Source organism: Nonomuraea sp. NPDC052265, from assembly GCF_044547985.1.
Taxonomy (GTDB): Bacteria; Actinomycetota; Actinomycetes; order Streptosporangiales; family Streptosporangiaceae; genus Nonomuraea.
Window position 1 is genome coordinate 177,729 of sequence record NZ_JBIUBJ010000009.1, and the last position, 14,357, is coordinate 192,085.

Annotated in this window: 11 protein-coding genes; 4 read left to right on the top strand and 7 right to left on the bottom strand. The window is 72.8% G+C overall.

The annotated features are described in order from the left end of the window. Positions 1–21 precede the first annotated feature (21 nt). From ACIHAD_RS26405 to ACIHAD_RS26420, 4 genes are read left to right on the top strand one after another with little or no spacing between them, the layout of a single operon-like run. Positions 22–1,008 (top strand): Gfo/Idh/MocA family protein, encoded by a 987-nt coding sequence (locus ACIHAD_RS26405; protein WP_397357307.1) that lies wholly within the window; start codon positions 22–24, stop codon positions 1,006–1,008. Next, positions 1,005–2,033 carry a Gfo/Idh/MocA family protein gene (locus ACIHAD_RS26410; protein ID WP_397357308.1) on the top strand — a complete coding sequence of 343 codons (1,029 nt, stop codon included), beginning with the start codon at positions 1,005–1,007 and terminating at the stop codon, positions 2,031–2,033. The genes ACIHAD_RS26405 and ACIHAD_RS26410 overlap by 4 nt, the downstream gene beginning before the upstream one ends. Continuing rightward, entirely contained in the window at positions 2,030–5,734 is a 3,705-nt protein-coding gene (locus tag ACIHAD_RS26415) for a carbohydrate-binding protein (RefSeq protein WP_397357309.1), read from the top strand. Before ACIHAD_RS26410 ends, ACIHAD_RS26415 begins: the two co-directional genes overlap by 4 nt. Further along, on the top strand, positions 5,731–7,578 hold the full coding sequence (locus ACIHAD_RS26420; RefSeq protein ID WP_397357310.1) for a DUF5107 domain-containing protein: 1,848 nt from the start codon (positions 5,731–5,733) through the stop codon (positions 7,576–7,578). Before ACIHAD_RS26415 ends, ACIHAD_RS26420 begins: the two co-directional genes overlap by 4 nt. Positions 7,579–7,588: 10 nt before the next feature. Here the strand turns inward: ACIHAD_RS26420 and ACIHAD_RS26425 are convergent, their stop codons facing one another. The 7 genes from ACIHAD_RS26425 to ACIHAD_RS26455 are packed head-to-tail and all read right to left on the bottom strand — an operon-like array spanning position 7,589 to position 14,346. Further along, positions 7,589–8,446, bottom strand: coding sequence for a GNAT family N-acetyltransferase (locus ACIHAD_RS26425; RefSeq protein ID WP_397357311.1), 858 nt, complete (start codon positions 8,444–8,446; stop codon positions 7,589–7,591). Beyond that, positions 8,443–9,417, bottom strand: coding sequence for a hydroxyacid dehydrogenase (locus ACIHAD_RS26430; RefSeq protein ID WP_397357312.1), 975 nt, complete (start codon positions 9,415–9,417; stop codon positions 8,443–8,445). The genes ACIHAD_RS26425 and ACIHAD_RS26430 overlap by 4 nt, the downstream gene beginning before the upstream one ends. Beyond that, entirely contained in the window at positions 9,401–10,405 is a 1,005-nt protein-coding gene (locus tag ACIHAD_RS26435) for a dihydrodipicolinate synthase family protein (protein WP_397357313.1), read from the bottom strand. The genes ACIHAD_RS26430 and ACIHAD_RS26435 overlap by 17 nt, the downstream gene beginning before the upstream one ends. Then, positions 10,405–11,427: an NAD-dependent epimerase/dehydratase family protein gene (locus tag ACIHAD_RS26440; protein ID WP_397357314.1), complete on the bottom strand. Its 1,023-nt coding sequence runs from the start codon at positions 11,425–11,427 to the stop codon at positions 10,405–10,407. Before ACIHAD_RS26440 ends, ACIHAD_RS26435 begins: the two co-directional genes overlap by 1 nt. Further along, on the bottom strand, positions 11,427–12,272 hold the full coding sequence (locus ACIHAD_RS26445) for a carbohydrate ABC transporter permease (protein ID WP_397357315.1): 846 nt from the start codon (positions 12,270–12,272) through the stop codon (positions 11,427–11,429). The genes ACIHAD_RS26440 and ACIHAD_RS26445 overlap by 1 nt, the downstream gene beginning before the upstream one ends. Further along, complete coding sequence (locus ACIHAD_RS26450; RefSeq protein WP_397357316.1) at positions 12,269–13,123, bottom strand: carbohydrate ABC transporter permease; 855 nt, start codon at positions 13,121–13,123, stop codon at positions 12,269–12,271. The genes ACIHAD_RS26445 and ACIHAD_RS26450 overlap by 4 nt, the downstream gene beginning before the upstream one ends. After that, entirely contained in the window at positions 13,123–14,346 is a 1,224-nt protein-coding gene (locus ACIHAD_RS26455) for an ABC transporter substrate-binding protein (protein WP_397357317.1), read from the bottom strand. The genes ACIHAD_RS26450 and ACIHAD_RS26455 overlap by 1 nt, the downstream gene beginning before the upstream one ends. Positions 14,347–14,357 lie beyond the last annotated feature (11 nt).

Sequence of the window (14,357 nt, forward strand, 5' to 3'; positions counted from 1 at the left end):
GCGGAAACGGATGGTCACCACATGCACGGAACGGTCGGACTCATCGGCGCGGGCGGCATCGCCAACGCGCATCTGCCGGCCTGGCTCGACCTCGGCTACGACGTCGTGGTCTGCTCCGTCGCCGACGACGCGGAGCAGCTCATCGCCCGGCACGGCGGCGGGCGGTCCGTGGCCGGCCTGGAGGAGCTGTTCGGCGCGGCCGACGTCGTCGACATCTGCACGCCGACGCACACCCACCGCGAGCTGGCGCTCGCCGCCCTTGAGCACGGCCTCCCGACGGTGTGCGAGAAACCCCTGACCCGCACCCTCGGGGAGGCGGAGGATCTCGTCGCGCGGTTCGCCGCGGCCGGGGTGCCGCTCTTCCCCGCGCACGTCGTACGGTACTTCGCCGAGTACGAGGAGCTGTGGCACGCGGTGACGCGCGGCGACGTGGGCCGGGTCGGCGTGCAACGCCACACCCGCCAGGGACGCAGCCCGCAGAGCGGCTGGTATCTCGACGAGCACCGCTCAGGCGGCGTGCTCCTCGATCTCATGATCCACGACATCGACGTCGCCCGCTGGATCGGCGGCGACGTCGAGCGGGTGTTCGCCCGTACGAACGTCGTGGACGGCAGCCAGAGCACGCAGGCGTTCCTGACGCATGCCGGCGGCGCGATCTCGGTGCTCACCGCGACCTGGACCACCGCGCCGATCGAGTTCCGGACGCAGTTCGAGGTCGCGGGCTCCGACGGCGTCCTGCACGGCGACTCCGCCGAGCGCCGCGCCTTCCGCTACCAGGGGCGCGCCGAGCCGGGCGCGGACCTCCTCCCCGACTTCTCCCCTCTCACCAGTCCCTATCGCGCCGAACTGGCGGATTTCATGCGGTCCATCGCGACCGGCGCGGCGCCGAGGGTCACCGCCCTCGACGGCCTTGAGGCCATGCGCATCGCGGACGCCGTGGCCCGTTCGGCCGCCGCCGGCCTGCCCATCGACCTTCAGCCCACCAAGGAAGAGGTTTCTGCCGCATGAGGATCGGAATCATCTCCTTCGCCCACCTGCACGCGACCGAGTACGCCGCCGCGCTGCGCCGTGCCGGCGACGTCGAGATCGCGGCGTGCGACGCCGGCCACGCCGACCGTCCCGGCACGGAGCTCGGCGGCCGTGCGCTCGCCGACGCGCTCGGCGTCGGCTGGTTCGAGACCGAGGAGGAGCTCTGGGCCTGGCGGCCGGACGGTGTGGTGATCTGCGCCGAGAACGTCAGGCACCGCGAGCTCGCGGTACGCGCCGCGGCCGAGGGCGTGCACGTGTTGTGCGAGAAGCCGCTGGCGACGTCCCTCGCGGACGCGGCCGAGATGCTCGGCGCCGCCCGCGCCGCGGGGACCGTGCTGATGACGGCGTTCCCGGTCAGGTTCGCCCCCGCCTACGCCGAACTGCGCGCGGCGGTACGACACGGCGACCTCGGCCGGATCATCTCCATCGCGGCCACGAACTGCGGCGGCGTGCCCACCACCCGGGACTGGTTCGTCGATCCGGCACGCAGCGGCGGAGGCGCCCTGACCGACCACGTCGTGCACGTGGCCGACCTGCTCGCCGACCTCCTGGACGAGGACCCCGTCGAGGTGTACGCCATCGCCAACACGATCCCGAACCCGGGGCAGAACGGCGCCGCCGAACCGGTCGAGACGGCCGGGCTCGTCTCGCTGCTCTACCGCGACGGCGCCATCGCGTCGATCGACTGCTCCTGGTCGCGCCCGCCCGGCCGGCCCAACGCCGGCGACCTGGTCACGCTGACCGTCGTCGGCACCGAGGGCGTGGCCGAGATCGCGCCCTTCGCCGGCGTCCTGACCGGCTGGAACAGCCGTGGCGCGGTCGCCTCCGGCTACGGCGCGCCGCTGGACGACCTGCTGATCCGCGCCTTCCTCGACGCGGTGCGCACCGGCCAGGCCCGCCAGCCGGACGCGAGGGCGGGCTACCGCACCGTCGCGCTGGTCGAGGCGGCGTACCGGTCGCTGGCCGAGACGGCCCCCGTGCGCCTTGAGACGGAGAACCGATGAGCAGCCGTGGCCCGCTCGGCATCGCCCTGTCCCTCGCGGTCGCCGCGGCCCTGGCCGTCGTGCCCGGTCACGCCGCCGCTGTCGCCACGACGGCCGCCGAGACCCCGACCCCGCGCACGACGGTGACCTTCACCGACACCCACGAGGTGCTGCACGGGAACCCGTACACCGGCACCGCCTTCGACATCAACTCGCCCAAGCCCGCGGGCGGACGCGGCTGGGTCTTCGCCGACGATCCCGCGATCACCGCGTTCATCGACGGCAAGGAGAAGATCCCGGACGAGGCGGACATCGTACGGCTGCAGATCGCGTGGGCCGACTTCGAGCCCGATGACGACGCCTTCACCTGGGACCGCCTGGACGCGTTCATGAAGCGCATCGTCGAGCAGGGCAAGACCGTGGAGTTCCAGCTCCTCATGTCCGAGGCGCCGGACATCGAGAACGACCCGAGCGTCTTCGCCTACGAGTACCCGCCCGCCTGGCTCTTCGACAAGCTCGGCGCGGGGTTCCGGCTCGCGCCGTACAACACGGTCTACAAGTCACGGCAGCCGATCTACCACGACCCGATCTACCTCGCCGAGCTCAAGGAGGCGGTCGGCGCCTTCGCGGCCCGCTACGACAGGAACCCGGGGATGGCCTGGGTCGACCTGCGCGCCTTCGCGCTGTTCGGCGAGTGGTCCGGCTGGAACGACGCGATGAACTTCCCGTGGCCCGACAACGCCACCCGCTCGAAGACGCTGCGCGCGATCATCGACATCTACGCCGAGGCCTTCACCCAGACGATGGTCATGATGCCGAACCCCGGCGCGGACGTCGTGGCGACCGACCCCGACGCCGACACCCAGGCCAAGCGGTACGTCGCGTTCGGCTACGACCAGGCCGCCCGCAACGAGAACTGGGGCCTGCGGTCCGACACCGTGAACAGCGCGTTCCCGTGGATGCAGTACGGCACCGGCAGCGAGAACGTGTGGGTCAACCGCAAGCTCCGCCGCGACCTCATCCAGGTCTCGGAGGGCGCGGGCTGGGACAGCGGGATCATGCTGAACAACCCGCGGCTCGTCGTCAAGAACGCGCTGGAGGGCTACCACTCGAACCTCCAGGGCATCAACAACACGAGCTTCGCGCAGTGGCAGGCGATGAGGGACGCGTACGGCGAGTGGTTCACGACGCTCGGGCGCTACTCCGGCTACCGGTTCCTCATGCCGCGGGCGACGTACGACTCGCAGGTCACGGCCGGCGGCCGGTTCACGCTCGCCCACACCTGGACCAACAACGGCGTCGGCTTCAGCCCGCGGAGGTACCCGCTGGAGGTGCGCTTCACCGACCGCGCCACGGGCGAGGTGGTGTGGCGCGGCACCGATGACTCGCTCGACCAGACGAAGTGGTTCAAGGGGGACGTGCGCGAACTGCGGTCGGCGTTCACGCTGCCCGCGGGCGTCCCCGCCGGAACCTACGACGTCGGAGTCGCCATGCTCGGCGCCGACGGCAGGCCGCGCATCGAGCTGGCCATGCCGGACGGCGCCGGCAAGGTGTACCCGATCGGCACGATCAAGGTCGTGCCCGAGGTCACGCGTCCGGCGGCGCTCGCGGCGCCGCTCACCCAGTTCAGGATCGAGAACGAGGACTACACCGAGGCCAGGGGCGCGTACGGCGTCGAGGCGCCGCCCGAGGGCGGGTTCGGCTCGGTCTACCTGGACGAGGCCGGTGAGTGGGCCGAGTACGACAACGTCGTGGTGCCCGTGAGCGGGACCTACCGGGCCGAGTTCCGCGTGTCGTCGGAGCAGGGAAACCGCTTCCGGGTGGAGGTGGACGGCCGGGACGCGCTGGGCACGGTCACCGTGCCGGACTCCGGCGGCTACAACGTCTACCGGACCGTCGAGCGCGACCTCACCCTCCCCGAGGGCCGGCACACGATCCGGATCATCCGCGAGGACGGCCGCTGGTTCTTCATGAACTGGATGCGTTTCACCCACGAGCGGCCCGAGTCGATCACGATCCAGGCCGAGAAGCCCACGGCGCAGGAGGGCGTCTGGCTCGCCGCCGCGGACGCGGTCAACGACGACGGCACCCCCGGCGTCTCCGTCGTCGACACCGGCGACTGGCTGCGGTACGACGACGTCGCGGTGCCCGCGAGCGGCGACTACCTGCTGCAGTTCCAGTACTCCACGGTCAACGCCGAGCCGCTGACGTTCCGGGTCGAGGTCGACGGGGCCGACGTCTCGGGCGGCCTGAGCCTGCGCGACACGGGCGGGGTCAACCGCGTCCGGACGGAGGACTTCGTCGTCCCGCTGACCGCCGGCACCCATTCGATCAAGGTGGTGTGGACGGAGGCCCACTCCAACATCGTGTGGAACCGGATGCGCTTCGACCTCCAGGGCGCCGCCGAGCAGACGATCGAGGCGGAGAACTACACCATGCAGTGGAACCTGGGCCAGGAATGGGCCTGGAAGGGGGCCGACACCGGCGTCGTCGTCGGCACGTACCAGGGCGCGGACGGCCCCGTGCGCGCGGTCGGCCACGTGGACGAGGGCGACTACCTGCGCTACGAGAACGTCCTCGCGCCGCACACCGGGCTCTACCGGGTCGCGTTCACCGCCGCGTCCGGCACGGCCACCTCCTTCCGCTTCGAGGTCGACGGCGACCGGTACCCGGTGCACGTGCCGGACACCGGCGGCGACGGCCACTTCACGACCGCCGGCACCTGGGTGAAGCTCACGGCGGGCGCGCACACGTTCCGGATCGTCGCCGAGGGGACGGGCCTGCTGCTCGACGCGTTCACCGTCACCGCGGGCACCGCGGCGACCAAGGCGCTCGTCGCGACCGGCGCCACCGCGCTCAAGGCGGGCGAGACCGCCACGATCACCACCGAGGCCGTGCACGCCGACGGCAGCCGCACCCCCGTCTCCGACGGCGTCACCTACGCCAGCTCGGACCCGTCGGTCGCCACGGTGGACGCGCACGGCGTGGTGAAGGCGGCGTCCTGGGGATCGACGACCATCACGGCGATCTACGACGGCCTGTCGGACGGCTATGCGCTGACCGTCACCGACCCCGCGCTGATCCTCACCCACGTCAACGACGACGACCAGCGGGTGACGTACTCCGGCGCCTTCGGCGTGGACCGGGGCCGCGGACTCGGCGACTACGGCGACGACGTGCACTACTCCACCGAGAAGGGGGACTACGCCGAGCTCACCTTCACCGGCACCGGCATCAGCTTCCTCACCGAGCGCTACACCGACATGGGGGTCGTCGACCTGTACGTGGACGGCGAGCTGCGGGCCTCGGCCGACTGCTACGGCCCGGTCCGCCAGGGGCAGCAGCGGGTGTTCCGGGCGACCGGCCTGAAGCTGGGCCGGCACACCATCCGCGTGGTCAACAGGCAGAGCGCCGCCGACACCGGACGGATCGCCATCGTGGACGCCTTCGTCGTCGAGGTGCCGCGCCCGTGGGCCGACGGCGCCGAGCTCACCGTCAGGACGAAGAAGACGTCGGTGCGGCTCGCCTGGCCCAGGTCGCCGATCGCGACCGGCTACGCCGTCCTCGACGGTGACACCGAGGTCGCCCGCGTCCCGGCGAACAGGACCAAGGCGAAGATCGGCGCGCTCGTGCCGGGCTCGGCGCACACGTTCACGGTACGGCCGGTGCTGCCGGGCGGCACGGTGCTGACGTTCGGGCTGACGGCCGAGGTGACGCTGTGACCTCCTTGCGCGAGGGAACGCTCCGGATCGAGGGAGCCGCCGACCCGGTCTCCGGGACGCTGCCGATCCTGTCCGGCGTGCGGCCCACCACCGGCGACGGCGTGGGCGCCGACGACGAGATGCGCGAGAACCTGGCCTACGGCCGGCCGCGCTCGCTCCTGCCGTACACCCGGCAGTGGGGGTACGGCCGCGAGCGCGCCGAGCGGGAACTGCCCACGGTTGTCCTGGAGAACGACCTGCTCACCGCCACGTTCCTGCCGGGGTACGGCGGCCGCCTGTGGTCACTCGTGCATCGGCCCAGCGGCAGGGAGCTGTTGCATCGCAACCCGATCCTCCAGCCCGCCAACCTCGCCCTGCGGGACGCGTGGGTCGCCGGCGGGGTGGAGTGGAACCTGGGCACGACCGGGCACTGGCCGCTGACCTGCGAGCCGCTGCACGCGGTCCGGGTGACCGCCGCCGACGGGACGCCGGTGCTGCGCATGTTCGAGTTCGAGCGGCTGCGGCGGCTGATCGTGCGCATCGACGCCTGGCTGCCCGCCGGGTCGCCGGTGCTCTACGTGCACGTCTCCCTCCACAACCCCTCCGACCAGGTCACACCGGTCTACTGGTGGTCCAACATCGCCGTGCCGGAGAGCGCTGGGAGCCGGGTGCTCTGCCCGGCCCAGCGCGCCTTCCACTTCGACTACGTGAGCGATCTGCGGCACGTGGACTTCCCCGGCACGGACGGCGCCGACCGCAGCTATCCGGCGCGGGCCGTCCGGGCGGCCGACTACTTCCTGGACCTGCCCGAAGGGGAGCGCCGCTGGATCGCGGCCCTGGACGAGGCCGGGTCGGGGCTCGTCCAGACCTCCACCGGCAGGCTGCGCGGACGCAAGTTGTTCTGCTGGGGGGCCACGGCCGGCGGCCGGCAGTGGCAGGAGTGGCTGTCCGGCCCCGGCTCACCGTACCTGGAGATCCAGGCCGGGCTCGCCAGGACCCAGCTGGAGCACCTGCCGATGCCCGGCGGCGCGACCTGGTCCTGGACCGAGGCGTACGGCCGGCTCGACGTCGACGCGGCGGCCGTGCACGGGAGCTGGCGGGAGGCGTGCGCGGCGGCGGCAGAGGCGCTGGAACGGCTCGTCCCTCCCGCCCGGCTGGAGGAGGCGCTCCGGGAGGCGGCGGCGTTCGGGCCGCCCGAGGAGTGGCTGGCCGAGGGCTCCGGCTGGGGCGGGCTCGAGGGGCTCGCCGGCTTCCCGCCGCCGGGCCCCGCACAGGCGCCCTGGCGACAATTACTGGACACCGGCCGGCTGCCGGTCTGCGACCCGCCCGCGCCCCCGATCACCGGCCGGCGCTGGCGGGAGGCGCTGGAGCGGAGCGCGGACGACTGGCACGCGTACTACCACCTGGGCCTGACGCTCCTGGCCGACGGTGAGGACGACGCGGCCCGCGCCGCCTGCGAGCTGTCCGTCGGCGCGCTGAGGACCCCGTGGGCGCTGCGCGTCCTGGCCTTCCTCGCCTCGTCGCCGCAGGAGGCGGCCGACCTGCTGCTCGAAGCCCACAGGCTGCGCCCGGACGTGCGGGAACTGGCCGTCGAGACCCTCGACGCCCTGCTCGTCGCGGGGCGGTCCGAGGCGGCGCTCGCCCTGATCGGGGAGCTGCCGTACCGCGACCACGGCCGGATCCGGCTGGCCGAGGCCAGGGCCGCGCACGCGACCGGCGACGACGACCGCCTGCGCCGCCTGCTGGCGGAGGGCATCCGCGTCGACGACCTGCGCGAGGGAGAGGTCTCCCTCGACCGGCTCTGGCTGGCCGTCCACCCCGGCGAGCCCGTCCCGCCCCGGTACGACTTCCGCATGTCCGGATGAGCTCCGGCCGTCAGAAGTAGTCCGCCGGCCAGTGGGCGGCGTTCGCCGCGCCGACCACGGGCGCCGGGTCGGCCAGGATCGCGCGGGCCATCCCCGTGCGGTCCCGCTCCGGGACGACGCTCGCGAACAGGTGCGGCAGGGCCGGATCGTCCCAGGTCAGCCTGGCCCTGCCGGTACGGATCCCCCTGGCTCCCGCCTCGGCGGCCAGGGCGGACAGCACCCCGGGCAGGTCACCGGCGACTTCGAGCACGTCGAGCACGCCGCCGTCCCATCGGACGGCGGCGTACCCGGCGTCCCCGGCCAGCAGTTCGACCGGTTCGCCGTACCAGACCGGCAGCCGGTCCCGCCAGTGCGCCTCGTCCCGCACGGCGGTCAGCGGACGCCGGGCGTTGTGCCGCTCGTACAGGTCCCGCAGGACGCCCGCGTCGCCCGCGGCGACCTCGCGCGGCCTCGGCCCGGTCGTGGCGGGGTGGCGCAACGGGCCGGACACGGTCCGGAGCTCGAAGGAGGTCCACTCCTTGTAGACCCCCGGCGTGCCGGTGAACAGCAGCGACCACGCGCAGCCGTCGTCCACCATCGCCTCGGCCGCCAGCGCCAGCAGCCGCCGGACGTGCCCCCGGCCGCGGACCGACGGGTGGGCGGCGACGTTGGCCACCCCGCCCACCAGCACCTCGCCGCCCAGGCCGTCGTGAACCCGGCGCGGCAGGTAGTACACGCACGCCGACACGTCGCCGGTCACGAACGTCCTGCCGTACCGGCCGGGGTCGGTCTCGTACAGGGGTACCACGTGCGGGGCGTCGAAGCAGGCGGCCCACAGCGCGTAGAGCGCCTCGCGGTCGCCGGGACGGGCGGTGCGCAGGGGCGTCACCCCATCCTCCCCAGGTGCTCCGGCGTCACCTCGTGCTCCAGCGGGACGCCCCCGGCGTACCGGGCGATCTCCTCGACCACCAGCCGGCCCTGGCGGGCCCGGCCCGAATCGGTGCCGGCCGCCTGGTGCGGGGTGAGCAGCGCGTTCGGCAGCTTGCGGAACGGGTGCCCGACCGGCAGCGGCTCCTCGTCGAAGACGTCGATCGCCGCGTCCAGCCGTCCCGCGCGCAGCTCCGCCAGCAGGGCGGCCTCGTCCACCAGCCACGACCTGGCGGTGTTGACCAGCCCGGCGCCGTCGGGCATCAGCGCCAGCTCCCGCGCCCCGAGCAGGTGGCGCGTCTCCGGCAGCGCCGGGGCGTGCACGGCGACGATCCGGCTGGTGGACAGCAGCTCGTCGAGCTCCACGGCGCCCTCGTGGTACGGGTCGGCCACGGTGACCTCGGCGCCGAGCGCGCGGACCAGGTCGAGGTAGGCCCGGCCGGTCCTGGAGGCGCCGATGACGCCGATCGGGCAGCCGAGGATCTCCCGCCTGGCCGGCGCCAGCTCGGCCGCCTCCCACGGCAGGTCGCCGCGCAGGGCGTGGTCGAAGCGGTGCACCTGGTGCAGCAGCGCCAGCGTGAAGGTCAGCGCCACCTCCGCCACCGACCGCGCCATGCCCGCGCCCGCCTGGGTCACCCGGATTCCGCGCGCCCACAGCTCGCCGGTGACGAACGGCTTGACCGTCGCCCCGGTGTGCGCGACCAGCCGCAGCCCCGGCGCCCGGTCGAGCAGCCCGGCGGTCAGCGGCGGCACCCCCCACGAGGTCACCAGCACCTCGGTGCCGGGCAGCGCCTCGGGGAGCGCGCGGTGGTCGTCGATCAGCCGTACGTCCCCCAGGGCCGTCAGGGCGGCGGGGTCGGGGAAGAACTGCGCGCGCAACCCCGGCGGGACGCTGACCAGGACGCGCACGGGGGAGTCAGCGGAGCCAGGCATCGCGGTGTTCCGCCACGAAGTCGTCGTCGGTCAGCCACGGGTAGGCGGCGCCGACCCGGGTCAGCTCCTCGGCCTGGCCGGGGGACAGGCCCTCGGCGGGGTCGAGGCACCAGGTGCCCGCCAGCAGGCCCTGCCGGCGCAGCACCTCGTGCACGCCGGCGATGCAGCCGGCGAAGGCGTTGGCGGTGTCGAAGACGGCGGCGTTGGCGTCGGTGAGCGCCGTGGCCCGGCCCCACCACGTCGCCGGGTCGTTCCGCAGGCCGTCGACCATCTCCACCGCGGCCCGGGTCCACACCGCCCACTGGCCGAGCAGCCCGCCGACGAAGCGCGCCCCGCCGGGCAGCTCGGCCAGCAGGTCGCCGATGATGTGGTCGTCGTTGCCCGTGTACAGCGCGACCTGGTCGGCCCGGTCGGAGGCGGCCACCCCGTGCGCCACGTCCAGCGAGCGGTAGCGGTCGAAGGCCGCCACCTTCACCGCGACCGTGGACGGCTGGTCGGCCAGCGCCCGCCAGAAGGCGCGCGACAGCGCCGGCCCGCCGATGGCCGTCTGGAGGTAGAAGCCGACGACCGGCAGCACCTCGCCCACGGCCTCGGCCCGTGCCAGCAGGTCGGCCTCGGAGGCGCCCGGCACGACCGGCGACAGCAGCACGGCGTCGTACCCGAGCGAGGCGGCCAGCCCGGCCTCGGCCACCGCCTGCGCGGTCGGGCCGCACGCCCCGGCGACGAGCACCGGCCGCTCCCCGGAAGACTCCCGGGCCACGTCGGCGGCCAGGCGGAGGACCGGCTCCAGCAGCCCGGCCCGGCGGATCTCGAACTGGGTCGTGTGCACGCCCACGGCCAGGCCCCCGGCCCCCGCGGCGAGGTAGTAGCGGGTGAGGGCGGCCTGGCGGCGCTCGTCCAGCGTCCGGTCCGCGGTCAGCGCCAGCGGGTGGGCGGGGATGACGGTCCCGGCCCGCAGGCGGGACAGTGCGGGATTCAGGGTGAGCATCAGAATCTCCCGTCTCGTACGGCGAACTTGGTGGGTTTGCCCGACGTCGGCAGCCCGGCGGCCAGCCAGGCGGCCTGCCGGTCGACGAGCGTGCCCAGCGGTACGTGCGGGTAGCCGAAGAGCCGGTGGCAGAGCGTGGCGTCGTTCAGCAGCGCCGTCGCGGCCTCGGACCCCTCGAAGGAGACCGGCTTGCCGAATCGCTCGCCGAAGGCGGCGGCCACCCGGCGCACCGAGGCGGTCTCGGGGCCGGTCAGGTTCAGCGTGAACGGCGTGCCCGGCGTCGCGTGGGCGAGCGAGCGCAGCACGACCTCGTTGGCGTAGCCCTGCCAGACCACGTTGACGTGGCCGGTCGTCACGTCCACCGGGGCGCCGGACAACACCCGCTGCCCGATGTCGGCGAGCACGCCGTAACGCAGGTCCACGGCGTAGTTGAGACGGACGATCGTCACGGCCGTGCCGCGGGTGGCGGCCGCGTGCCCGAAGATGCGCTCGCGCCCGAGGCAGCTCATCGCGTACTCGCCCACCGGCCCGACCGGGTCGCCTTCGACGCTCCCGCCCGACGCGACGGGCACCAGCGGGTAGACGTTGCCCGTGGACAGCGCGGCGACGCGTGCCTGGCCGTACCTGTCGGCGACGCGCGCGGGCAGGGCCGCGTTGACGACCCAGGCCAGGTACGGCGCGGCGGACGTGCCGAACTTGGCCCCGACCATGAAGACCACGTCCGCGGCGTCGGGCAGCGTGCCCAGGTCGCCGTCGAGCAGGTCGAAGGGGACGACGTCCACGCCGTGCGCGGCGAGGGCGGCGGCGGCCACGCGGTCGGACCAGCGGGAGACGGCGAGGACGCGGTCGGCGCCGCGCCCTGCGGCGTCCAGGCCGCGCCGGGCCAGGCGGCACAACGTGGGCCCCATCTTGCCCCCGGCGCCCAGCACGACCAGGTCGCCGGAACCGGCGGCGAGGTCGGCGACGAGCGACTCGGACGGCCGGGTGAGGTGCTCTTCCAGATCGTCGACGGAGGTGAACATCAACCCTTGATCCCCGACATCGTGACTCCTTCGGTGAAATAGCGCTGGCCGACCAGGTAGGCGGCGAAGATCGGTACGAACGCGACCGTGGCCCCGGCCAGCACGACGCTGAGCGGCACGTTCTCCGTCTGCAGGGAGGCGATGCCCACGGTCAGGGTGCGCATGTCGGCGCCGCCGCCGATGATGAGCGGCCAGAGCAGGTCGTTCCAGTGCCACAGGAAGACGAAGACGCCCAGCGTGGCCAGGATCGGCTTGCACAGCGGCAGGACGATCCTGATGAAGATCCGCCACTCGGAGGCGCCGTCGAGCCGGGCCGCCTCGAACAGCTCGTCCGGCAGGCCCATGATGAACTGCCGCATGAGGAAGACGGCCTGCGCGTTGGCGAGCGTCGGCAGGATCAGCCCCCAGTAGGTGTCCACCCCGCCCAGCTCGGCGATGAGCATGAAGGTCGGGATGAGCGTCACGTGGTAGGGCACCATGACCATGGCCAGGAACGACCAGAACATCGGCTCGCGGCCGGGGAAACGCTTCTTGGCGAAGGCGTACCCGGCCAGCGAGGCCAGCAGCAGCACGGCCACCACGCTGACCACGGAGTAGATCAGCGTGTTGACCGTCCAGGTGACCAGGTCGCGCCCGCCCAGCACCTCGCCGTAGGCGCCGAAGTCGACCGGCCAGGGCAGCATGCTCTCGGGGAACGTCACGGCCGTGCCCGGCTTCAGCGACAGCACGACCATCGCGTAGAAGGGGAACAGCGTGACCGGCGTGGCGACGGCCAGCAGGACGAACCTGACGACCTTCCCGCCCCTGGACGGCTCCAGCGCCTTGTACGAACGATGTGTCGTCACTTCGACCTCCCGATGATCAGGCGCTGGATCAGCGCGACCACGAGGGTCATGACGAACAGCGCGACGCCGATGGCGCTGGCGTAGCCGAAGTCGAAGTTCTTGAACGCCTGCTCGTACAGGGCCATGACCAGCGTGAAGCTGCCGTGCGCCGGGCCGCCGCCGGTCATCACGTAGACCAGGTCGAACACCTGGAAGGAGTTCGTCGTCTCGATGACGGCGACGAAGAACAGCGCGGGGCGCAGCTGCGGGGCCACGATGTAGCGGAACCGCTGCCAGGTGGAGGCGCCGTCGGTGAGCGCGGCCTCCTCCAGCTCCCGCGGCAGGTCCTGGAGCCGGGCCAGGACGATCAGCATGCCGTACCCGAACCTGGACCAGACCGAGACGATCACCAGCGCCGGGATGACCAGCGTGGTGGAGCCCAGCCAGGACTGCCCGGTGAGCTTGGTGATCGGCCCCTCGGAGGAGAACAGCCAGGTGAAGACCGTCCCGGCCAGGACCAGGCTGGTGACGACGGGCAGGAAGAAGACCGAGCGGAAGAACGCCGCCCCGCGGAAGGCGCGGCGCACCAGCAGCGCCATGCCCACCGAGGCGGCCATCGACGCCGGCACGTACAGGACCGTGTAGATCAGCGTGATGCGCAGCGACTCCCAGAAGACGGGGTCGGCGGCCATCCGCCGGTAGTTGTCCACGCCGGTCCACTCGGGGCTCGCGCCGATGGAGGAGTCGAAGAACCCCAGCAGCACCCCGGCGACGGACGGGCCGAACCGGAAGAGCAGGAAGAGCAGGAGGCACGGCAGGACGAACAGCAGTCCGGTCCGCGCCTCCCACCGCCTGACGTCGATCGCCGCCATCAGCCACCCAGCAGCGCGTCCGCGGCCTTGGCCGCGTCGGCGAGCGCCTGCTCGGGCGTCTTCTTGCCGATCAGCGCGGCCTGGATCTCGGGAGCCAGGACGCCCATCACGTCACGCGCCTTCTCGTGCAGCGGCCCGGCCGTGGTCAGGTCGAGCGCCTTCTCCACCTCGGCCTGCACCGGGTCGGCCGCGTACAGCGAGCCGGTGGACTTGCGCGGGGAGAAGTAGCCGGAGGCCAGGTCGTAGGCCTTGCTCGGGGCGGCGCCGGTGGCGAAGCCGATCCACTTGCCCGCCGCCTCCTTGTGGTCGGAGGCCTTGAGCAGGGCCAGCGAGCCGACGGTGCCGTAGGCGACCTGCTTGGCGTCGGTCAGCGGAGGCAGGACCTTGATGTTCTCCTTGCCCCAGAACGACTCCACGTCGGCGGGGAGCTGCTGCCAGGTGCAGGCCACCTTGTTCTGCGCGGTCCTGGTCTGCTCGAACTTGGGCAGCCCGGTCAGCAGGTCCTTCTCCACGAAGCCGCCGTCGGCCAGGTTCTTCAGGAAGGTCAGCGCCTTGACGCCCTCGGGGCCGCCGAAGGCCGCCGACTTGCCGTCTGGGCTGAACACGTCGCCGCCCGCCTGCCACAGCAGCGGGTAGAACGACTGGTTCAGGGTGGCGGCGGGGTCGGCCCAGTAGTTGGTGACGTCCACGTCCTTGGCCTTGAACTTCGGGGCCAGCGTGAGCACGTCGTTCCAGGTCTTGGGGAACTCGGTGATCCCGGCGGCGTCGAAGGCCTTCTGGTTGCAGACCAGCGGGTTGGCCGACATGAGGATCGGCGCGCCCATGACCTTGCCGTCGATGGTGACCGACTTCAGGGCGTTGTCCCGGTAGTCGGCCTTGTCGGCGAGGTAGGCGTCCACCGGCTCCAGCGTCCTGCCGTACTTGGGGAGCTGGTCGGGGATGAGGTAGACCACGTCGGGCGCCTTGTTTCCGGCGATCGCCGTGGACAGCGCCTCGTCGCGCTTGGCCCACGGGTAGATCTCGACCTTGACGTCGATGGCCGGGTTGGCCGCCTCGAACGCCTTGGTCTGCTCGTCCCAGAACGCCTGGTGCTTGGCCTGGTCGGCGATGTTCGGGTAGATCCACATGGTCACGGTCTGCTTCTCGTCGCCTCCGGAGCCGCCGCCGCAGGCGGTCAGGGTGCCGAGGGCGGCCGCAGCGGCGGCCAGCGCGCGCAGTCGCATGATGGTTCCTT

What these genes read in the sequence shown, in the direction of transcription:
- ACIHAD_RS26405 (WP_397357307.1), top strand. Translation starts at nt 22, where the DNA reads ATGCACGGAACGGTCGGACTCATCGGCGCGGGCGGCATCGCCAACGCG.
- ACIHAD_RS26410 (WP_397357308.1), top strand. Translation starts at nt 1,005, where the DNA reads ATGAGGATCGGAATCATCTCCTTCGCCCACCTGCACGCGACCGAGTAC.
- ACIHAD_RS26415 (WP_397357309.1), top strand. Translation starts at nt 2,030, where the DNA reads ATGAGCAGCCGTGGCCCGCTCGGCATCGCCCTGTCCCTCGCGGTCGCC.
- ACIHAD_RS26430 (WP_397357312.1), bottom strand. Translation starts at nt 9,417, where the DNA reads ATGCCTGGCTCCGCTGACTCCCCCGTGCGCGTCCTGGTCAGCGTCCCG.
- ACIHAD_RS26435 (WP_397357313.1), bottom strand. Translation starts at nt 10,405, where the DNA reads ATGCTCACCCTGAATCCCGCACTGTCCCGCCTGCGGGCCGGGACCGTC.
- ACIHAD_RS26440 (WP_397357314.1), bottom strand. Translation starts at nt 11,427, where the DNA reads ATGTTCACCTCCGTCGACGATCTGGAAGAGCACCTCACCCGGCCGTCC.
- ACIHAD_RS26450 (WP_397357316.1), bottom strand. Translation starts at nt 13,123, where the DNA reads ATGGCGGCGATCGACGTCAGGCGGTGGGAGGCGCGGACCGGACTGCTG.
- ACIHAD_RS26455 (WP_397357317.1), bottom strand. Translation starts at nt 14,346, where the DNA reads ATGCGACTGCGCGCGCTGGCCGCCGCTGCGGCCGCCCTCGGCACCCTG.